This window comes from Butyricimonas paravirosa (genome assembly GCF_032878955.1).
GTDB lineage: Bacteria > Bacteroidota > Bacteroidia > Bacteroidales > Marinifilaceae > Butyricimonas > Butyricimonas paravirosa.
In genome coordinates, this window is sequence record NZ_CP043839.1 from 4,623,548 (window position 1) to 4,643,829 (window position 20,282).

The following is a 20,282-nucleotide window of genomic DNA, read 5'->3' on the forward strand; positions in this document are numbered from 1 at the left end:
TTGTAACTTGTTAGCTTGTTATTTATACGAGAAAGAAGACAATTAATTGTCTTCTTCTTCGTCATATAATTCTTCTTGATTCTCTAATTCGGTTTCGAAAAATTCTTCCGCTTCTTCCATGAGAGATTCAATGTCGTCTGTGCAGAGAGGCTCTTCGTCAATCCAGTAAATTTTCTGGTTGCTGTAAAAGCCATCCATGTCACATTGAATAATACATTGAGGCTTTTCCGTGTGCACAACATATACTAGATCTGGTGCTTCCTGGGAATTGTCTGCAATAAGAAATTTTGGTAACATGATGTTCACTGTTTTTAAATTTACGTGGCAAATATAGAAATAATTGAAAACGGTGATATTGAAAATTGAAAATTATTTTAAGGGTGGAATTTACTGGGGAAAATAATGTATCTTTAGGGCGAGAAATGAAATAAATATGATCGCATCAAGTTTACTATCAAATGTTGTACCGGTATTGAAGAAGGATGATACTTGTGCCCAGGCATTGGGGTGGATGGACTTGTTTCGGGTGTCTCATTTGCCTGTCTTGGATGGAGAAACGTACGTGGGGTTGTTATCTGATGAAATCATGTATGCGCACGGGAGTATTCATGATCCGATCGGTAAGTTGGATATACCCAGGGAAATGACTTTCGTTTACGAAGATGTACATATGTATGATGTTATCGGGGTTGCCTCTTCACGGCTTTTGTCGGTGGTACCGGTTTTGAACCGAAAAGAGGTATATCAGGGAGCTATTTTGTTAACAGACATCTTGCATAATATTGATAAACTTTTGTGTATAGACGATCCTGGCGGAATTATCGTGTTGGAAGTAAATAAAATTGATTATTCTTTGGCCGAGGTCGCCCAAATCGTGGAGTATAACGAGGCGAAGGTGTTGAGTTGCTATGTTACGTGTATGCCGGATTCTAATAAAGTGGCGATTACTCTTAAAGTGAATACGGCCCGGATAGAACCGATTCTGGATACTTTTATTCGTTATCGTTATGTGATCAAAAATACTTTTGTTTCCGGTGAAGAGATGAATGAAGAGATGAAAGATCGTTACGGGCAGTTGTTGAAGTTTATGGAAATGTAGGAAGTTTTAAATTAATTGAATCTAAAATAAATAGATGTGTTCAAAAATAAGTAAAGTTGCGATTTACGGACGGGTGATTCATGAAGAGTTTTATCCTTATTTCAAACAAATGTTGCGTGATCTGAATGAGCGAGGGGTTTGTTTGACTTGTTATAAACCTTTCTATGATTTTTTGAGGGAAAAATGTGGTATTTCTGATGTGTTTCAAGCGTTTTATGAGGAGGATGTTGATCGGGATACGGATGTTTTGTTCAGCGTGGGAGGAGACGGGACATTTCTTGATTCTGCGATGCGAGTGAAAAATCATGGTGTTCCTGTGTTGGGCATCAATAGCGGGCGGTTGGGTTTTTTGGCTAATATAGCTCAAGAAGAGATTCCTCAGGCTATTCATTGGTTATGTGCCGGAGACTTTGACGTGGAACAGCGTGCGTTGGTGAAATTCGAGATGAAAGATAATCCTTTTGCTGAATTTAATTATGCATTGAATGAGATAAGTGTATTGAAGACAGAACGTTCCTCTTTGTTGAAGGTTCATGCTTATATCGAGGAAGAATATCTCACCACATACTGGGCTGATGGCGTGATCGTGGCCACGCCTACCGGGTCTACTGCCTACTCGTTAAGTTGCGGGGGGCCGATCGTGGCTTTGGGTTGCGATAACTTGATCATAACTCCGGTAAGCCCGCATAATTTGAATATGCGTCCCTTGATTTTGCCTGGTAATGTGCAAATCCGTTTAAAAGTTGAGAGTCGTTCAGGAGACTTCATGTTGAGTGCTGATTCTCGTATGCAAAGAATGTCGGATAATCACGAATTATTTATATCTTCGGGCGATTTTAAAATGAATGTTGTGAAAATGCCTGATCATAGTTATTACGACACGTTACGGAATAAATTGAATTGGGGCGAGGACAAGAGAAACAAGAAAGATAAAAGTTGAAACAATTTTAAATAATAGGGTTAATTTTATTGGAGAGTGAAAAGTAATTTTCAATTTTCAATTTTCAATTTTCAATTAATTATGGATAAAGAGAATATACCGGAACACGTGGCAATTATTATGGATGGAAACGGAAGGTGGGCCAAAAGTCACGGTTTGGAGAGATGGGAAGGTCATAAAAAAGGAGTAGATGCGGTAAGAACAGCAATGGAGGCTGCTGGGGAGATTGAGGTGAAGTATTTGACTTTATATGCTTTTTCGATAGAGAACTGGAATCGTCCGAAGAAAGAGATAGATGTGTTGATGGGTTTGATGGTGGATGCTATTTTGGCTGAAACTGATAATTTGATGAGAAAACAAGTCCGGGTGAAGGCTATCGGGAATTTGTCGGATTTGCCGGAAGAGGTATATAACAAGTTACAGGGATTAATAACGAGAACGGCATCTAATACCGGGTTAACTCTAGTGTTGGCATTAAGTTATGGGGCAAGATGGGAGATTTTGACAGCGGCCAAGCGGATAGTTCAAGATGTGCGGGATGGCAAAATAGAAGATGTTGAGGCATTTACAGACGCAGATTTTTCCACTTACCTGACGACGTCGGGAATCCCTGATCCCGATTTATTGATCCGAACAAGTGGTGAATGTAGGCTTAGTAATTTCCTTTTATGGCAATTAGCGTATACTGAACTATATTTTCTTGATAAATTTTGGCCCGATTTTGAAAAAGAAGACTTATATTTGGCCATTCGTAATTTTCAAAAAAGAGAAAGACGATTCGGGTTAACCGGAGAGCAACTAAAAAAGTGACTCAGATGACAGGAAAAATAACGCTTTTATTAATCTTTATACTGTGTGTTTATGGGGCAAAGGCCCAAGTCGCAGATACGACACAACAATATGATATTTTTTATTCTTCGCCTAAAACTTACGAACTAGCTGGAGTGCGAGCTGTTGGGGGAGGGGAGAATTATGATGAGGATTATTTGGCACAGATGGCTGGATTGTCAATCGGGATGGCGGTACAGATTCCCGGAGAAACAATCACTCGTGCAATTAAGAGATTGTATGGGCATGGAATCTTTTCAGATGTATCTATTGCCATAGATAAGATCGAAGGGGATAAAGTTTATTTGGCTTTATATATAAAGGAGCGTCATAAACTTTCCAAGATTAATTATGTCGGGCTGAAAAAAGCAGAGGAGAATAAAATCAAAGAAAAGATGAATTTGTTACCGGGTGCCCAGGTGACAGATTTGATGAAGTCAAATCTAAAGATGCAGATCGAGAAGTATCTGAAAGAAAAGGGATATTATAACACGAATATCAGGATTATTCAACGTGATGATCCGGACCATAGTAATTTCGTGATCTTGGATGCTATCGTGGAGAAACATAATAAGATCAAGATTGACGAGATTATCATTACCGGAAATAAGTTAATGAAAGATGGTCGTCTGAAAGGTGCCATGAAGAAGACGAAAGAGAAATCTCTTCGTAATTTCTTCAAGTCGGCTAATTATATAGAAAAAAATTACGATGAAGATAAATTCCTTCTTGTTGATAAGTATAACGAGAAAGGTTTCCGGGATGCTGTGATCCTTTCGGATAGCGTGGTACAGATTTCACCTAAGCGGGTAAAAATTTATATTGATGTACAAGAAGGAAACAAATACTATTTCAATAATATTACATGGGTGGGTAACACCATTTATGGTTCAGATGTTTTGAGTGATGTGTTGAATATCAAGAAAGGTGATGTTTATAACAGTAAATATCTTGAGGAACGAATGACATCTGATGATGATGCTGTTTCTAATCTATATCAGAATAATGGTTACCTGTTCTCCCGGTTGGTTCCGGTGGAGACTATATCCGGAGAGGACTCCATTAACTTGGAAGTCCGGGTGGTTGAAGGTCCTCAAGCGACGATTAACAAAGTAATCATCAAAGGAAATAATCGAACGCACGAGCATGTAATTCGTCGGGAACTATATGTTTACCCGGGAGAATTGTTCAGTCGTGAGGATATTATACGAAGTGCCAGAGAGTTGGCGAATATGGGACATTTTGACCCGGAGCAGATTAAACCCGATTTGGCAAATGTGAATGCAGAGGCAGGAACGGCTGATGTCGTATTTGGTTTAGTTGAAAAAGCGAATGATAAAATCGAACTTTCCGGAGGTTGGGGAGCCGGTATGATCATTGGTTCTGTGGGATTGACCTTCACGAACTTCTCTATTCGTAATATATTTAATTGGGATTCTTACCGGCCTCTGCCGCAGGGAGATGGTCAGACGTTTAGTTTGAAGGCTCAGACGAATGGTAAATACTATACTTCTTTCAGTTTGTCTTTCCGTGAACCTTGGTTAGGTGGAAGAAAGCCGAATTCATTGAGTGTATCATTGTATTTCTCTCGGCAAACGGGATATTCCAGTAGTTACCGGAACTCTTATTATATGAGTAATACTTCTCAGATGTACGACTCTCGTCAGTTAATGTTGACTTACGGTCTTAGCGTGGGATTAGGACGACGAATTAACTGGCCGGATAACTGGTTTACGATGTATAATGAGATTTCGTTCCAGCGTTATCAGTTGAAGAATTGGCCGTATTATATCTTCAGTGATGGTAACTCTAATAACTTGTCTATCGCAACGGTTATCAAGAGAAGTTCTATTGACAACCCGCTGTTTACAAGAATGGGTAGTGAATTCACATTCTCATTGACATTGACCCCGCCGTATTCCTTGTTCTCAAACCGTCATTTCGAGGCAGAGAAGGATCAAGTGAAGTATAGATGGATCGAATATCATAAGTGGAAATTCAGCGGAAAGATTTTCATGCCGTTGACTCGTAGTGAGAAACGTCCGTTAGTGTTGTATGCTTCGGCACAGTACGGGTACTTGGGTTACTATGATAAGAACAAAAAATCTCCGTTCGAGGGATTCGAGATGGGTGGTGACGGAATGTCAGGATATAGCCTGTATGGTAGAGAATACGTGGGATTGCGCGGTTATGAAAACGGATCATTGACTAATGCCGGTTCATCTTTTATTGCCCCGAAATCTTCAGATGCAAGCTTGTATTCCAAGTTCACGATGGAGTTGCGTTACCCGATTTCTTTGGCACAATCAGCAACGATTTATGCTTTAGGATTCTTGGAAGCAGGTAACTCTTGGTACGAGTTGAAAGATTTTGAACCCTTCAATTTGTACCGTTCTGCCGGCGTCGGTTTGCGTGTATTCCTCCCGATGTTTGGTTTGCTCGGTATTGACTGGGGGTATGGATTTGACGATGTGCCGGGACGTAGTGGTGCTGGTGGTTCACAATTCCACTTTGTGTTAGGACAAGAATTTTAGAAATGGAGTGATTTAGTGATTGCGGGTTTCGTGATTTAATACAATCGCATAATCGTAAATCACTGAATCTCTAAATAATTTTGAGCTTCTTTGCATACATTATGTATGTAGGCTAGGAAAAGGAATTTTATTTTATTACTTTTGTAGATCATTTTAAAGACAAACATTATGAAGAATACGTTGAAATTATTTGCTTTAGTAGCATTTATGTTTGCTGCTTTTGCTACTTCTGCTCAAACTGCAAAACCAATTAAGTTAGGTCATCTTGATGTTCAAAAGGTGATGACAAGTATGCCGGAGTTTAAAAAGGCACAGGATGATTTAGCAGCTAAGGAGCAAGAGATTAGAAAAGAATTGACTGCAATGCACGAGAATTATCAAAAATTGATGCAAGAATATCAGGCCAATGCTAAAACACTGACTGAATTAAGCCGTACAGCTAAAGAACAAGAAATTCAAGGATTGGCAGAGAGAATTCAAAACTTTCAACAATTAGCTCAAGAACAAATGGCTAAGACTCAGGAAGATTTATTAGCGCCGATTATTACTAAAATTCAAAATGCAGTTCAAGCCGTAGGTAAAGAAGGTGGTTTCACTTATATTTTTGCTGCAACTCCTAATTTTGGTCAAGGTGCATTATTGTACATGGCTGATAATAGTGAGGATGTGTTACCGCTGGTAAAGAAAAAATTAGGTATTCAATAATTTATATATATAATGAAATAAAGTCGCCCTTTGGGCGGCTTTTTTTTTGCATTCTTTGGGAATAAAAGGTATATTAGCAGCTATAAATTTAATATAATAGACATATGTCTTGTCCGATTGGGGTGTTTGATTCCGGATATGGGGGATTGACGATATTGAAAGATATTGTAAAAGAGATGCCTGAGTATGATTATATTTACTTGGGAGATAATGCCCGTACACCTTATGGAACTCGTTCTTTTGATGTTGTTTACAAGTACACGCGAGAGGCGGTTTTAAAGTTGTTCGGGATGGGGTGTAAGCTGGTTATTCTGGCCTGTAACACGGCCTCGGCGAAAGCACTACGGACGATACAGCAAGTCGATTTGCCCCAGATAGATCCTCAACGAAGAGTGTTAGGGGTTATTCGTCCCAGCGTCGAGGCTGTGGCGGATTTTACCGGGAATGGGCATATCGGTATCTTGGCAACTTCGGGGACCGTGGCGTCTGAGTCGTATTTGTTGGAGATTGCCAAAATTCATTCGGAGAAGGGATTTCTGGTCACGCAGCAGGCTTGTCCCATGTGGGTTCCGATCGTGGAGAATAACGAGATGAATTCTCCGGGGGCGGCTTTCTTTGTACAGAAGTATATAGATACAATTCTGCAAGCTGATTCGCAAATTGACACTCTCGTGTTGGCTTGTACGCATTATCCGTTGTTGAGAAGTGTTATTGACCGCTTTATTCCGGAAGGGATAACCGTCATCCAGCAGGGTGAAATTGTAGCACGAAGTTTGAAAGACTATTTGTGTCGGCACCCGGAGATGGAACGAGAACTTTCCCGGGGGGGGCAGATTGAATTCTTGACCACGGAGAAAGGTGGAATGTTTGATAAGATGGCAGCGCTATTTATGCAGGCGGAAGTGACATCCCGGCATGTAGAACTGTAAAAATAGAGATTCAATAATTTAGAATTTAAAGTTTAGAATTTAGAATGAATGGAATCGCTGTCTTCTTCTATCTAAAATTTAAAATCTAAAATTTAAAATTGTTTTAGGTTATGGACGAGCAGGAAATGATTGAAACGGCTTTCGATGATTTGATAAAATCTTTGCGAAAGGGGACGACTGAGGAGAGTGTGAAAATGATTCGCAGGGCATTTGAATTTGCCCGGGAAGCTCATCAAGGAGTTAGACGTAAGTCAGGGGAACCTTATATATTGCATCCCTTGGCCGTGGCGAAGATTGCGGTAAAGGAGATCGGATTGGGTACGAAATCGGCTGTAGCTGCACTCCTGCATGATGTGGTGGAAGATACCGATTACACGGTGGAGGATATTGCCAATCTTTTTGGCCCTAAAATAGCTTCACTCGTTGACGGGTTGACGAAAATTAGCGAGGTTATGGGGTCTAATACGACCAAGCAGGCCGAGAGTTTTCGTAAGATGATTCTGACGTTAGCAGATGATGTGAGGGTAATTCTGATCAAGATTGCTGACCGTTTGCATAATATGCGAACGCTTGATTCCATGCCGGAACATAAACAAGTGAAGATAGCGAGTGAAACACTCTATATATATGCCCCCTTGGCGCATCGTATGGGATTGCATGCGATCAAGACGGAGTTAGAGGATTTGAGTCTGAAGTACGAGAATCCGGTTGAATACCAGGAACTGGAGAAACGAATTCATGATTACCGGGATGAACATACCGGTTTGTATCAGCAATTTATTGCTCCGATTCGGGAGCGTTTAACAGAGAGTGGGTATCATTATGATATAACAGCACGAACGAAAAGTGTCTATTCTGTGTGGTCCAAGATGCAGCGTAGGCACATTTCTTTTGAAGAGATATATGATTTGCTTGCCGTGAGGATCGTGTTCGATCCGAAGGATAATCAACCGGAGAAATGGCAATGTTGGAATATTTACTCGTTGATTACTGATATGTATAGTCCAAAACCGGAGAGAATCCGGGATTGGGTGAGTGTTCCGAAGGCTAATGGGTACGAGGCCTTACATCTTACCGTTATGGGGCCCGGGGGAAAGTGGATAGAGGTGCAGATTCGTTCCCGTCGGATGGATGAGATTGCCGAGAAGGGATTGGCTGCACACTGGAAATACAAGGGGGATAATGCCGAAGCGAGTAACGAGGTGGACAAGTGGTTGGCGGGTATCAAGGAGATGTTGGAGCAGCCGGGAACTGATGCGTTGGAATTTTTAGATGAATTTAAACTTAATCTTTTTGCCAAGGAGATCCGGGTGTTTACCCCGAAGGGGGAGATGAGAACACTTCCGAAAGGAGCTTCTGTTTTGGACTTTGCTTATGATATTCACACGGAGATCGGGAATTCATGTATAGGCGGTAAGGTGAATCACAAACTGGTCCCGATGAGTCATCGGTTACAGAGTGGCGACCAGGTTGAGGTGCTGACCAGCGATAAACAGAAGCCACAGAGTGATTGGCTTGATTTTATCGTTACTGCTAAGGCTCGGAATAATATACTTATGGTTTTCCGGAGAGAGAAAAAAGAGCAAATCCGTATCGGAACTACCATGTTTGAAAAATTGCTGGAAGATATGAAATTGCCTTTCGGGGCGGAAAATCTGAATAAGGCTTTATTACATTTGAAGTTGCAGCATAAAGATGATCTATACGTGAGTCTTGCTAAAGGACATTTGGACATAGAGGAGGTGCGTAAAGCCTTAAAGAAGAAGTCAGAAAATAAATTTGTCAAGTATTGGAAACTCCAGTTCTTCAAGAGCGACAAGGATAAGCCCGTGCCGGATAAAGAGAAAGAAGAAGAGAAGGGGAAAGTAATTAATGATATTATCGATGATGCTTCTGATTTTATCATTGCTCCGTGCTGTAACCCTATCCCGGGTGACGATGTTGTTGGCATGAAGATTGATGGGGATAAGATTACTGTGCATAAACGGAAATGCCCGGAGGCAATCCGATTGATGTCCAGTTACGGGGACAAAATTGTTCCCGTGAAATGGGTCAGTCACAAGATCATGTCTTTCCTTGCCGTGATCAAATTAAACGGTATTGATAGCATCGGAATCGTGAGTGATATTACGATGATTATATCAAAAGAGAGTAACGTGAACATGAGGACGGTGCATTTTGAAACCAAGGATGGGATTTTCGAGGGGATGATCCATTTGTACGTGCATAACACGGCCGACTTGAATAATTTAATGATGAAGATTGCATCTCTGAAGGGAGTGGAGAACGTTTCTCGGGTAGAGAATTTAGATGTCTAAATTAAATTTTGTCTAAATAAAGATAGAACTTCGGATAATTATTGTAACTTAGCGATGTTGTAAATAGAATTAGCTTTGGACTCAATGGAAAAAATAAAGGAGACGGTAAAAGAGATTTTTACCACTTACCTGCAGCAGAAAGGGCATCGCAAGACGCCAGAGAGATACGCTATTTTAGATGAGATTTATTCTCATTCCGGGCACTTTGATATAGAATCCTTGTACGTATTTATGAAGAATAAAAATTACAGGGTTAGTCGTGCAACATTGTACAATACGATAGATTTGTTGTTGGAATGTAAGCTGGTGATCAAACATCAGTTCGGGAATAATATAGCTCAATTCGAACGAGCATACAATAACCGGAAACATGAACATATTGTATGCAAGGTGTGCGGGAAAGTGGAGGAATTCGCTGATTCACGGTTGGAAGAAATCGTCGAACACGTGGAAGAAAAGTATGATTTTACCGTTCATCATCATATGCTTTATATTTATGGTATTTGCAGCAATTGTAAGTTGGCAGGTAAGAAATAAATATTAATTTTGCACGTTTGTTTCATAAAAATATAGTATCAGATGAAAGTAGATGTATTGTTGGGATTACAGTGGGGAGATGAAGGTAAGGGAAAAGTAGTTGACGTGTTAACCCCGAACTATGATGTCGTGGCTCGTTTTCAAGGAGGGCCTAATGCAGGGCACACGCTTGAATTCGAAGGTCAGAAATATGTACTTCGTTCCATTCCATCCGGAATTTTTCAAGGAGATAAAGTCAATATCATCGGTAATGGTGTCGTGATCGATCCTGCTTTGTTTAAAGCGGAAGCAGAAGCATTGGCAGCGTCTGGTCATGATTTGAAAAAAAGACTTCATATATCCAAGAAGGCACATCTGATTCTGCCGACCCATCGATTTCTTGATGCTGCTTACGAGGCTGCCAAGGGCGATGCTAAAGTGGGGACTACCGGAAAAGGGATTGGACCGACATACACGGATAAAATTAGTAGAAACGGTGTTCGTGTAGGTGATATTCTACATGATTTCGATATAAAATATGCGAAGGCGAAGGCTCGTCACGAACAGATATTGAAAAGTTTAAACTTTGCTTACGATTTAGCGGTAGTGGAGAAAGAGTGGTTGGAAGGAATCGAATATCTGAAACAATTCGAGTTGGTGGATAGTGAACATGAGATTAACCGATTGCTGGATGATGAAAAATCCATTTTGGCCGAAGGGGCTCAGGGTACCATGCTGGATATAGATTTTGGTTCTTATCCTTTCGTAACTTCTTCCAACACGGTTTGTGCGGGGGCTTGTACGGGATTGGGAGTTGCTCCTCATCGTATCGGGGAGGTTTATGGCATCTTTAAAGCATATTGTACCCGCGTAGGTAGCGGACCATTCCCAACGGAACTGGAAAACGAAACGGGTGAAAAACTTTGTGAGTTGGGCCATGAGTTTGGAGCCGTAACTGGTCGTAAACGTCGTTGTGGATGGGTAGATTTGGTGGCGTTGAAATATGCTATCATGATTAATGGGGTAACCCAGTTGATCATGATGAAGAGTGACGTGCTGGATACTTTTGACACGATTTCAGCTTGTGTTGCTTACGAGGTGAATGGAGAAGAGGTAGATTATTTCCCGTATGACATTACGGAAGGGGTAAAACCGATCTATACCGAGTTACCGGGTTGGAAATGTGATATGACAAAAATGATTTCAGAGGATGAATTTCCGGAAGAGTTCAATAATTATTTGACATTCTTGGAAGAGGAGACCGGGGTACCGATCAAGATTGTATCTGTGGGACCGGATCGAGAACAAACGATTATTCGCTATATGGAGTAAAGAATATTTCGATAAAATAGAAAGACCGTCTTGCTGTTTGGGCAGGACGGTCTTTTTTCTTTATACAAGAGATTGTAGGTAATATACACCGATTCCGGCCAGATAACCGAGGATTGCAATCCAGGTGATGTGTTTCATGTACCACATGAAATTGATGCGTTCCATGCCCATAACGACGACTCCGGCTGCAGAACCAATGATTAGGAGGCTGCCACCGATTCCCGAACAATATGCAAGGAGTTCCCAGAATGTTCCATCCGTCGTGAAATTCATGAGGTATGGTGATAAGGCACCGCTTGTGTGAGTCAAGGGATACATCCCCATGGCGGCAGCGACAAGTGGAACATTATCGATCACAGAGGAAAGAAAACCTATGATCATGTTTATTAGGTAAACGTTGTGTATTTTGTCATTTAAGAACGTGGACATTTGGTCAAGTATGCCTGCTATTTGTAAGGCAGCGACAGCCATAAGGATTCCCAAGAAGAATAGGAGGGTGCTGTAATCAACTTTTGTAAGTATGGATGGAATCCGGTGTATCTTTTCCGGGGAAAGGTTTCTTTTTCGATTATAGAGAATTTCCGTGTATGTCCACACGGCTCCTAAGGCTAGCATGATTCCCATGAATGGGGGGAGATTCGTGAATTCTTTAAAAACAGGAACGAATAGGAGGCTGGCAATACCGATGCTTAGGATTGTCATTTGTTCTCCGCGACTGATGGCTAAGGTTGTGTTCGTGTTTGTTGCTTGTTGAGGCTGTGTTTCTCCTTGTAACCGGAAAGTCATGATGACCAATGGAATAATTAATGAAATCAGGCTTGGAAGGAACAGGTGGTGGATAACATTCAGAGAGGTTATGTTGTCATTAATCCAAAGCATAATCGTGGTAACGTCTCCTATCGGGGTCCATGCTCCACCTGCGTTTGCGGCAATAATAACGATACTTCCGAATATCCATCGTTCTTGTTGCTCGTTAACTAGGCGGCGAAGTAACATGATCATGACAATGGCTGTGGTTAAGTTGTCGAGTACAGAAGACATGATAAAAGTAATCAAGGCAATGATCCACAATAATTTTCGTTTATTGCGTGTGGTGATATGGTTCGTGATCAAGGTGAACCCGTTGTGGGTGTCAATCCATTCCACGATTGTCATGGCCCCGAGCAGGTAAAATAAAATCTCGGCGGTATCTCCGAGGTGGTTAATAATTTCATTGTCAGTATGTGGGATGAAAGTCCATAATAGTATTCCTAGAAGGAGTGCTATGGCACTTTTACTGATTCCGGTCTGATGTTCGAGGGCGATCAGAATGTAGCCGCTAATAAACAGAATTACGAGTAACAATGTCATGTCTTGTTGTTGGGTTAATGAAGTTTTTCAATCGTATTGTATCTTTCATACGCAATTTTGCGTAGATTGGTTTATCTTTGTGTGAAGATAAGAATAGAGTAAAGTAGATACGGATATGATGACATGGGATTTTTTCTTTAGGTTATTAGTGGCCGGAGTTTTAGGGGCCATCATAGGTTTGGATCGTGAATACCGGGCGAAGGAGGCGGGATTTAGGACTCATTTTCTGGTGGCCTTAGGTAGTGCGCTTTTTATGATCGTGTCAAAATACGGTTTTTGGGATATTCTTGGGAATACGGGGATCGGTCTTGACCCGAGTCGTATTGCGGCTCAAGTGGTGAGTGGTATCGGTTTTTTGGGAGCGGGGACTATTATTATCCAGAAGTTATTCGTGAGAGGATTGACCACGGCTGCTGGGATATGGGCTACTTCTGCCATTGGACTTGCAGTTGGAGCCGGACAATATTGGCTGGGAATCAGTGCGATGTTGTTGACTTTGTTGGGGTTGGAAGGTTTAGGATATATTTTCCAAAAAATTAGCCAGAGAAATGTATTGTTAATATTTACGACAACAAGTCAAGAGGTAATCAAGGAGGTTACCGATGAGATAAAGCGTAAAAAGCATTCGATCAGTTCTTACTCTACCGAGTCGTCCAAGTTGGGAGATATGACTACTTACCGGGTGACGATGGTTATTCGAACCCATAAGACTGGAGATGAAACTTTGCTATTCCAGTTTATACAGCATTTGCCGGATGTGATGATTGATCGGATGGAATAAAAAAAGCGACCTAAGGTCGCTTTTTATTTAATTTCCATGTTTGGAGTGTAGTTTCAGTCGCATCAGACGAAGATCTTCTTCAGAGTAGTCGCCTTCGAATTCATCATAGGCATCTCCAATATTGTCGCTTTTGGCTTCCATGAAGTAGTCCATGATTTCTTGTTGTTGTTCTTCATCCAGAATTTGGTTGATGTAGTAATCAATGTTAAGTTTGGTCCCGGAGAAAACGATGGCTTCCATTTCTTTGATCAGTTCTTCGAAGGTAAGGCCTTCTGCAGAGGCAATGTCTTCCAAATCAATTTGGCGGTCAATATTTTGAATGATATATACTTTGAATTTCGATTTGTTGGCAACAGTTTTAACCACCAAGTCTTGCGCTCTTTCGATCTCGTTGTCTTCAACGTATTGTTTGATTACCTCTACGAATTCCTGTCCGTATTTTTGAGCTTTCCCTGTGCCTACACCCTGAATGTTGGCCAGTTCTTCCAACGTGATCGGGTAGTTGGTACACATATCCTCTAGGGACGGATCTTGGAAAATCACGTACGGTGGCAGATTGTTCTTCTTGGCAATCTTTTTCCGTAAATCTTTCAGGATGGCAAATAAGGTGTTGTCGAGTGCTGATACTCCCCCTTTTTCCTGAAGTTTCTCTTCTGATTCTTCAAAATTATGATCTTCCATCAGCATAAAGTCTTTAGGTTCTTTTAAAAATTCGTGGCCCTTTTCAGTTAATTTTATGACCCCGTATTGTTCAATATCTTTTTCTATATAATTAGCAATTAAAGCGCGTCTGAATACCATATTCCAGAACTGTGCGTTCTTTTCAGAACCGACACCAAAAGATTCCAGTTCATCATGATGATACGATTTTATCATAGAATCGGTTTCCCCGAGAAGAATATTTACCATATGGTCCACCTTGAATTTCTCTTTTACTTCAAGGATGGCATTTAAGGCATCGATTAAGTATTCTTTTCCTTCGAATTCTTTCTTCGGGAACAGGCAGTTGTCACAGGCCCCACAATTTTCTTCATCATAGTTTTCACCGAAGTAGTGTAACAGTACTTTTCTGCGGCAAAGAGAAGTTTCCGCGTAGGAAACGGTTTCCATGAGAAGTTGTTTCCCGATTTCCTGTTCGGCAATCGGTTTACCCTGCATGAACTTTTCCAGTTTTTGGATGTCTTTGTAGCTGTAAAATGTCAAGCAATATCCTTCACCTCCGTCCCGTCCGGCTCTTCCGGTCTCCTGGTAATATCCCTCAAGACTTTTCGGAATATCATAATGGATGACGAATCGTACGTCCGGTTTGTCAATACCCATACCAAAAGCGATTGTTGCCACGATGACATTGACTTCTTCCATTAGGAATTTGTCTTGATTGGCACTACGGGCCGAGGCATCCATCCCGGCGTGGTAGGAAGCAGCCTTGATTCCGTTCACGCAAAGAACTTCTGTGAGTTCTTCTACTTTTTTACGGCTCAGACAGTAGATAATACCTGATTTGCCTTCATTGTTTTTAATGAATTTGATAATATCTTTTGTCGGGTCTACCTTCGGACGAACCTCGTAATAGAGGTTGGAACGGTTAAAGGAAGACTTGAACACTTGGGCATCCAGCATATCCAGGTTTTTCTGAATATCGTGTTGGACTTTCGGGGTAGCGGTTGCCGTTAAAGCGATAATCGGTGCTTTTCCGATTTGCTCCACGATCGGTCTGATCTTGCGATATTCGGTACGGAAATCGTGTCCCCATTCTGAAATACAGTGTGCTTCGTCCACCGCGAAGAAGGAGATGCGTACTTTTCGTAAGAATTCAATATTACTTTCTTTGGTCAGTGACTCTGGGGCTACATATAATAGTTTTGTTTTACCACTCAACACGTCTTCTTTCACTTTTAGAATATCACTTTTGCTAAGAGACGAATTCATGAAGTGGGCAACTCCCTCCGATGCGCTGAACGAGCGCATTGCATCAACCTGGTTTTTCATTAAAGCAATTAGCGGTGATATCACTATTGCTGTTCCGTCAAGTATTAAGGCTGGTAACTGGTAACATAAAGATTTTCCTCCCCCCGTTGGCATCAGTACAAACGTGTTGTTTCCGGCGAGGACGTTCTTTATTATCTGCTCCTGGTTCCCTTTGAAGTTATCAAAGCCGAAATACTCTTTTAATTTAGCATGTAAATCTATTTGCAATCCCATTGTTTTTTTAATTTTCACACACCCCATTTTTACACGGGTGCGCAAATTTATAACTTAATTTGTTTCTACAAACAAAATCTTCTATAATAAATCTATCATCACTCGTTTTTGAGCTATCATAAAAAATGATACTTTTGTCCCTAGTAAAGTTATAGCAAAAAATGATAAGTGCAATAGTTTTTTTCTTTTTTTGCTTTAAGGACGACTTTTGAATGAATATTTATAATTAGATAGTCATGGTAGATATAAAATCGGTTGCGCGCAAAGTGATTCAAGATGAGACAGTAGCTATTCAAAATTTGATAAACTACATAGATGATGATTTTGAGGCGGTCGTTAGATTAATTTATGAAAATAAGGGGCGGGTGATTATCACTGGTATTGGAAAAAGTGCAATTATCGCGACCAAAATCGTGGCAACGATGAATTCCACCGGAACTCCGGCCGTGTTCATGCACGCTGCGGATGCGATTCATGGTGATTTGGGAATGATTCGGGAAGAGGATGTGGTAATTTGTGTTTCTAAGAGTGGAAACACTCCGGAAATAAAAGTTTTGATCCCGTTGATTCGGAATAACGGAAATAATAATATCGTGGCAATGGTGTCAAATACGGACTCTTTTCTGGCTAAGAACTCGCTTTATGTGCTGAAAGCGAAAGTGGAAAAAGAGGCTTGTCCTTTAAATTTAGCTCCGACAAATTCAACTACGGCACAGTTAGTGCTGGGAGATGCATTAGCAATGTGTTTGGTAGAGTGTCGCAGTTTCTCAAGTAGGGATTTTGCGAGATTCCATCCAGGCGGAAGTTTAGGAAAGCGTTTGTACACGCGGGTGTCGGATGTTTACGATGGAACGAATCGGCCTTGCATTACGAGAGAAGCGGGAATCCGCCCCGTGATCTTGGCCATGTCGAAAGGACGTTTGGGAGCGGTGGCTATCGTGGATGGGGAAGAACGTTTGGAAGGAATTATCACGGATGGTGACTTGCGGCGGATGATGGAGAAATACGATGATGTGGACGGGGTGACGGCAAAGGATGTCATGTCAAAATCTCCCAAGACAATATCGGAGGACGAACTGGCGTATAATGCCTACCGGATGATGGAACAGAATAGTATCACTCAACTGGTTGTTGTTGATAAAGATCGTCATTACAAAGGAATGGTACACATACACGACATATTGCGTGAAGGAGTGGTTTAATGTATGATTTGTGGTTGATGATTTATGATGAGGTATTATCTTCATCTTGAATGGTTGTTCCTGATCTGAAATCGTGAATCTGAAATCGTAAATTTTTTTTGTAATGAAATATTTGAAGTTGTGTTTTGTCTTGTTGTTATTGGCGTGGGTGTCTGTTGCAGAGGCGCAGACAACGAAGGTTCGAGGAAAAGTAGTGGATGCAGAAACGGGGGAACCGATGCCATTGGTGAGTATCGTGTTTGTGGGTACCACGATTGGGGTCACGACTGATTTCGATGGGAATTATGATATTGAGACACGGGAGGAGGTCAGCGAAATTATGGCATCTTTTGTCTCTTATGAACGCCAGACCGTGGCTGTCAAGAAAGGAGCTTTCAACACGATTGATTTTAAACTGGTACCGATTGTGACTCATTTAGACGAGGTGAAGGTAAAACCCGGAGAGAATCCGGCTCACGCGATCTTGCGGAATATTTCAAAGAATAAGAAAAAAAATAACCCGGCCGAGAAGGAATCGTACAGTTATACCACTTATACGAAGATGGAACTGGATATTGCGAACATGAAACCGGAGTTTAAAAATAAGAAGTTACAGAAAAATTTCGGATTTATTTTCCAGTACATGGACACTTCGGCCATCACGGGAAAGGCCTATTTACCCGTGATGATTTCCGAGGCTTCGGCGGATTATTACTATCGTCGTTCTCCTAAATTGTCAAGAGAGATCGTGAAAGCGAGCCGGATTTCGGGTATCGAGGAGGATTACAGTCTGGCCCAGTTCACGGGGCATCTACATGTGAATGTCAACTTGTATGATAATTACATTAATATATTCGAGGTGAATTTCGCCAGCCCGTTGAGCGAACACGGGTTGATGTATTACAAGTATTTTCTGGTGGATAGTGTTCAGAAGGAGGGGCGAAAGATATACAAGATCCGTTTTCACCCTAAAGGAAAGTCAACCCCGGTATTTGACGGGGAGGTAAATATTGACTCGACGACATGGGCGTTGGAATCTGCCCGGTTGAGAATGGCGAAAGGGTTGAATGTGAATTGGATTCGGGATTTGGCTATCGAGAACACGAACGAGTTGATAAACGATTCCACCTGGTTTTTAAAACAGGACAAGATATTGGCCGATTTTACCGTGCAGATGAAGGATTCGTCCAAGTTAATCTCGTTTATGGGACATCGTCAGATAGACTACTCTAATGTGCGGGTAAATGAGGATATTCCTACCGAGATACAGAAGTTGGATAATGATGTGATCATTAATAAGGATGTACTTCAAAGTGATGAAAATTACTGGCAATCGGTGCGTCCTTACGAGTTAAGTGAAAAAGAGCAGAATATATATAATATGGTGGACTCGATTAAGAATGTCCCGCTATATAAAAATATATACGATATTATCCAAACAGCTCTGTTGGGATATTATAACACGAAATATATTGGTTTCGGACCTTATTATAAGTTGGTCAGTTTTAACAAGCTGGAGGGGTGTCGTTTTCAACTGGGGGTGAAGACCACGAGTGATTTCAGTAAACACGTGCGACTTTCCGGGTATGGGGCGTACAGTACGAAAGACGGGGAGTTTAAAGGAGGCGGGACTGTCGAGTATATCTTTAATAATCAACCGACTTCTAAGTTGACTTTTAGCGGGAAACATGACGTGTTGCAGTTAGGGGCGAGCGAAAATGCCTTTACCACGGGTAATATATTAAGTTCCATCTTTTCTAGGGGAAATAATGAAAAGTTGACGTTGATTAATTCATTTGACGTGCATTACGAGAAAGAGTGGTGGCAGGGATTTTCGAATTCTTTTGCCTTGGAATACCGCCAGATGTTCCCCACTAAATACGTTGATTTTGTCCGCCCGAACGGGGAGGTCGTGGATCAGATTCATACCACTCAGTTCCGTTTAGGAACGCGTTTGTCCAGAAATGAGATTGTCGTGCGGCAGACCTTTGATAAAGTTTCCATGGGGTCGGATTTCCCGATCGTAGGAATTGATTTGGTAGCAGGGTTGAAAGATATATTGAACGGGGATTACGAGTATTACCGTCTGGAATTGTCCGTGAAACATGATTTTAATATTGCCCCGTTAGGGTACAGTGATATTATGTTATCCGGGGGAAAGATATTTAACAAGGTTCCTTATCCGTTGTTGAAGTTACACGAGGGGAATGCCACCTATTTTTATGATCCTTACGCTTTCTCTTGTATGAATTTCTACGAGTTCGCATCCGATCTATGGGGAGCCGTGTTCTGGGAGCATCATTTTAAAGGATTTTTCTTGAGCAAGATTCCGTTGATGAAACGGCTGAAATGGCGAGAGGTAGCAACGGTGAAAGCCTTGTGGGGTACGTTGTCGGATAAGAATAACGGTAGTCTACCTAACACGGATGCTATATTCCGGTTCCCGGAGGGGATGTCTTCCGTGTCAAAGCCTTATATAGAAGCTGGAGTCGGTATTGAGAATATTTTTCGTTTTATCCGGGTGGATGCCATCTGGCGGTTAACGCATCGCGGGGATCGTTCGGGGCAGGATGTGGATAATTTCGCTATCAATTTCTCGTTACATCTAAATTTCTGATATTTTTCAATTTTCAATTTTCAATTTTCAATTGTAAAAGACTATCTTAGCGCGGTAAAATAGTAAGATATGAAATTAAGAGCTGAGGACTTAGTAAAAAAATACAAGAGCCGTACGGTGGTAAAAGGAGTTTCCGTGAACGTGGAACAAGGGGAGATCGTCGGGTTATTGGGACCGAACGGGGCAGGAAAGACCACGTCATTTTATATGATAGTGGGATTGATTAAACCGAACGGGGGACGTATTTTCTTGGATGACACGGAGATCACGACAGAACCCGTGTATCGTCGAGCCCAGCTTGGAGTGGGGTATCTTGCCCAGGAAGCTTCCGTGTTCCGGCAGTTGAGTGTGGAGGATAATATTAAGGCCGTTTTGGAGATGAGTAATTTACCGAAGGATTACCAGCGTCACCGCTTGGAGGAGATGCTGGATGAGTTCGGTTTACAGCATATTCGCAAGAGCAAGGGAATTCAATTATCGGGAGGTGAGCGTCGGCGTACGGAGATTGCGCGGGCTTTGTCGATTGCCCCGAAGTTTATCCTGTTGGACGAACCTTTTGCCGGTGTGGACCCGATTGCCGTGGAGGATATCCAGAGTATCGTGATCAAGTTGAAGGAGAAAAATATCGGGATTCTGATCACGGATCACAACGTGCAGGAGACATTATGTATCACCGATCGGGCTTATTTGTTGTATGACGGGCGGATTTTACAATCCGGTTCTGCGGAGGATTTGGCTAATGATCCGGAAGTTAGAAGGGTTTATCTGGGAAAAAACTTTGAATTACGCAGGAAAAAATAAAAAAACGGTCAAATCGTTTTGCTTTTCACGAAAAAGCAATATATTTGCACCGTCAAAATAGCAAGCGGGCGTGGCGAAACTGGTAGACGCACTAGACTTAGGATCTAGTGCCGCAAGGCGTGGGGGTTCGAGTCCCTTCGCCCGCACTT

The 20,282-nt window shown here is 41.6% G+C and carries 16 protein-coding genes and 1 tRNA gene; 14 read left to right on the forward strand and 3 right to left on the reverse strand.

The window, feature by feature from the left end:
• Positions 1 to 42: 42 nt before the first annotated feature.
• Positions 43 to 297 (reverse strand): hypothetical protein, encoded by a 255-nt coding sequence (locus F1644_RS18655; protein ID WP_087421709.1) that lies wholly within the window; start codon positions 295 to 297, stop codon positions 43 to 45.
• A 136-nt stretch (positions 298 to 433) separates the two neighbouring features.
• Here F1644_RS18655 and F1644_RS18660 point away from each other — a divergent pair, with 136 nt between their 5' ends.
• The 9 genes from F1644_RS18660 (at position 434) to F1644_RS18700 (ending at position 11,201) form a co-directional block, all read left to right on the forward strand.
• Positions 434 to 1,099 (forward strand): CBS domain-containing protein, encoded by a 666-nt coding sequence (locus F1644_RS18660; protein WP_087421710.1) that lies wholly within the window; start codon positions 434 to 436, stop codon positions 1,097 to 1,099.
• A gap of 34 nt (positions 1,100 to 1,133) precedes the next feature.
• The gene (locus F1644_RS18665; protein WP_118304878.1) at positions 1,134 to 2,039 is read left to right on the forward strand and encodes an NAD kinase; all 906 of its coding nucleotides are present in this window, start codon (positions 1,134 to 1,136) and stop codon (positions 2,037 to 2,039) included.
• A gap of 81 nt (positions 2,040 to 2,120) precedes the next feature.
• The gene (locus F1644_RS18670; protein ID WP_118304879.1) at positions 2,121 to 2,849 is read left to right on the forward strand and encodes an isoprenyl transferase; all 729 of its coding nucleotides are present in this window, start codon (positions 2,121 to 2,123) and stop codon (positions 2,847 to 2,849) included.
• A 5-nt stretch (positions 2,850 to 2,854) separates the two neighbouring features.
• Entirely contained in the window at positions 2,855 to 5,401 is a 2,547-nt protein-coding gene (locus tag F1644_RS18675) for a BamA/OMP85 family outer membrane protein (RefSeq protein ID WP_087421713.1), read from the forward strand.
• 168 nt (positions 5,402 to 5,569) lie between these two features.
• Entirely contained in the window at positions 5,570 to 6,106 is a 537-nt protein-coding gene (locus F1644_RS18680; RefSeq protein ID WP_087421714.1) for an OmpH/Skp family outer membrane protein, read from the forward strand.
• Positions 6,107 to 6,210: 104 nt separating this feature from the next.
• A complete protein-coding gene (gene murI, locus F1644_RS18685) occupies positions 6,211 to 7,035 on the forward strand; it encodes a glutamate racemase (RefSeq protein ID WP_087421715.1) in 825 nt (274 codons plus the stop codon).
• Between the two features lie 110 nt (positions 7,036 to 7,145).
• Positions 7,146 to 9,353: a RelA/SpoT family protein gene (locus tag F1644_RS18690; protein ID WP_087421716.1), complete on the forward strand. Its 2,208-nt coding sequence runs from the start codon at positions 7,146 to 7,148 to the stop codon at positions 9,351 to 9,353.
• 84 nt (positions 9,354 to 9,437) lie between these two features.
• On the forward strand, positions 9,438 to 9,890 hold the full coding sequence (locus F1644_RS18695) for a Fur family transcriptional regulator (RefSeq protein WP_087421717.1): 453 nt from the start codon (positions 9,438 to 9,440) through the stop codon (positions 9,888 to 9,890).
• A gap of 42 nt (positions 9,891 to 9,932) precedes the next feature.
• Positions 9,933 to 11,201, forward strand: a complete 1,269-nt coding sequence (locus tag F1644_RS18700; RefSeq protein ID WP_118304880.1) for an adenylosuccinate synthase — start codon at positions 9,933 to 9,935, stop codon at positions 11,199 to 11,201.
• A 60-nt stretch (positions 11,202 to 11,261) separates the two neighbouring features.
• On the opposite strand, the gene nhaD is transcribed toward F1644_RS18700, so the two are convergent.
• Positions 11,262 to 12,551 (reverse strand): sodium:proton antiporter NhaD, encoded by a 1,290-nt coding sequence (gene nhaD, locus F1644_RS18705; protein ID WP_118304881.1) that lies wholly within the window; start codon positions 12,549 to 12,551, stop codon positions 11,262 to 11,264.
• Positions 12,552 to 12,669: 118 nt separating this feature from the next.
• Here nhaD and F1644_RS18710 point away from each other — a divergent pair, with 118 nt between their 5' ends.
• Entirely contained in the window at positions 12,670 to 13,332 is a 663-nt protein-coding gene (locus F1644_RS18710; RefSeq protein ID WP_168044455.1) for an MgtC/SapB family protein, read from the forward strand.
• Positions 13,333 to 13,359: 27 nt separating this feature from the next.
• Here F1644_RS18710 and recQ read toward each other — a convergent pair whose 3' ends face one another.
• The gene (gene recQ, locus F1644_RS18715) at positions 13,360 to 15,534 is read right to left on the reverse strand and encodes a DNA helicase RecQ (protein ID WP_087421904.1); all 2,175 of its coding nucleotides are present in this window, start codon (positions 15,532 to 15,534) and stop codon (positions 13,360 to 13,362) included.
• A 236-nt stretch (positions 15,535 to 15,770) separates the two neighbouring features.
• On the opposite strand from recQ, the gene F1644_RS18720 reads away from it, so the two are divergent.
• From F1644_RS18720 to F1644_RS18735, 4 genes are all read left to right on the forward strand, one after another.
• A complete protein-coding gene (locus F1644_RS18720) occupies positions 15,771 to 16,736 on the forward strand; it encodes a KpsF/GutQ family sugar-phosphate isomerase (protein WP_118304883.1) in 966 nt (321 codons plus the stop codon).
• A 103-nt stretch (positions 16,737 to 16,839) separates the two neighbouring features.
• A complete protein-coding gene (locus F1644_RS18725; protein WP_087421722.1) occupies positions 16,840 to 19,332 on the forward strand; it encodes a DUF5686 and carboxypeptidase-like regulatory domain-containing protein in 2,493 nt (830 codons plus the stop codon).
• A gap of 69 nt (positions 19,333 to 19,401) precedes the next feature.
• The gene (gene lptB / locus F1644_RS18730; protein ID WP_087421723.1) at positions 19,402 to 20,133 is read left to right on the forward strand and encodes an LPS export ABC transporter ATP-binding protein; all 732 of its coding nucleotides are present in this window, start codon (positions 19,402 to 19,404) and stop codon (positions 20,131 to 20,133) included.
• 64 nt (positions 20,134 to 20,197) lie between these two features.
• Positions 20,198 to 20,279: transfer RNA gene (locus F1644_RS18735), tRNA-Leu, on the forward strand.
• Positions 20,280 to 20,282 lie beyond the last annotated feature (3 nt).

What these genes read in the sequence shown, in the direction of transcription:
- lptB (WP_087421723.1), top strand. Translation starts at nt 19,402, where the DNA reads ATGAAATTAAGAGCTGAGGACTTAGTAAAAAAATACAAGAGCCGTACG.
- F1644_RS18710 (WP_168044455.1), top strand. Translation starts at nt 12,670, where the DNA reads ATGACATGGGATTTTTTCTTTAGGTTATTAGTGGCCGGAGTTTTAGGG.
- murI (WP_087421715.1), top strand. Translation starts at nt 6,211, where the DNA reads ATGTCTTGTCCGATTGGGGTGTTTGATTCCGGATATGGGGGATTGACG.
- F1644_RS18700 (WP_118304880.1), top strand. Translation starts at nt 9,933, where the DNA reads ATGAAAGTAGATGTATTGTTGGGATTACAGTGGGGAGATGAAGGTAAG.
- F1644_RS18690 (WP_087421716.1), top strand. Translation starts at nt 7,146, where the DNA reads ATGGACGAGCAGGAAATGATTGAAACGGCTTTCGATGATTTGATAAAA.
- F1644_RS18660 (WP_087421710.1), top strand. Translation starts at nt 434, where the DNA reads ATGATCGCATCAAGTTTACTATCAAATGTTGTACCGGTATTGAAGAAG.
- F1644_RS18725 (WP_087421722.1), top strand. Translation starts at nt 16,840, where the DNA reads ATGAAATATTTGAAGTTGTGTTTTGTCTTGTTGTTATTGGCGTGGGTG.
- F1644_RS18655 (WP_087421709.1), bottom strand. Translation starts at nt 297, where the DNA reads ATGTTACCAAAATTTCTTATTGCAGACAATTCCCAGGAAGCACCAGAT.
- F1644_RS18675 (WP_087421713.1), top strand. Translation starts at nt 2,855, where the DNA reads ATGACAGGAAAAATAACGCTTTTATTAATCTTTATACTGTGTGTTTAT.
- nhaD (WP_118304881.1), bottom strand. Translation starts at nt 12,551, where the DNA reads ATGACATTGTTACTCGTAATTCTGTTTATTAGCGGCTACATTCTGATC.
- F1644_RS18720 (WP_118304883.1), top strand. Translation starts at nt 15,771, where the DNA reads ATGGTAGATATAAAATCGGTTGCGCGCAAAGTGATTCAAGATGAGACA.
- recQ (WP_087421904.1), bottom strand. Translation starts at nt 15,534, where the DNA reads ATGGGATTGCAAATAGATTTACATGCTAAATTAAAAGAGTATTTCGGC.
- F1644_RS18680 (WP_087421714.1), top strand. Translation starts at nt 5,570, where the DNA reads ATGAAGAATACGTTGAAATTATTTGCTTTAGTAGCATTTATGTTTGCT.
- F1644_RS18665 (WP_118304878.1), top strand. Translation starts at nt 1,134, where the DNA reads ATGTGTTCAAAAATAAGTAAAGTTGCGATTTACGGACGGGTGATTCAT.
- F1644_RS18670 (WP_118304879.1), top strand. Translation starts at nt 2,121, where the DNA reads ATGGATAAAGAGAATATACCGGAACACGTGGCAATTATTATGGATGGA.
- F1644_RS18695 (WP_087421717.1), top strand. Translation starts at nt 9,438, where the DNA reads ATGGAAAAAATAAAGGAGACGGTAAAAGAGATTTTTACCACTTACCTG.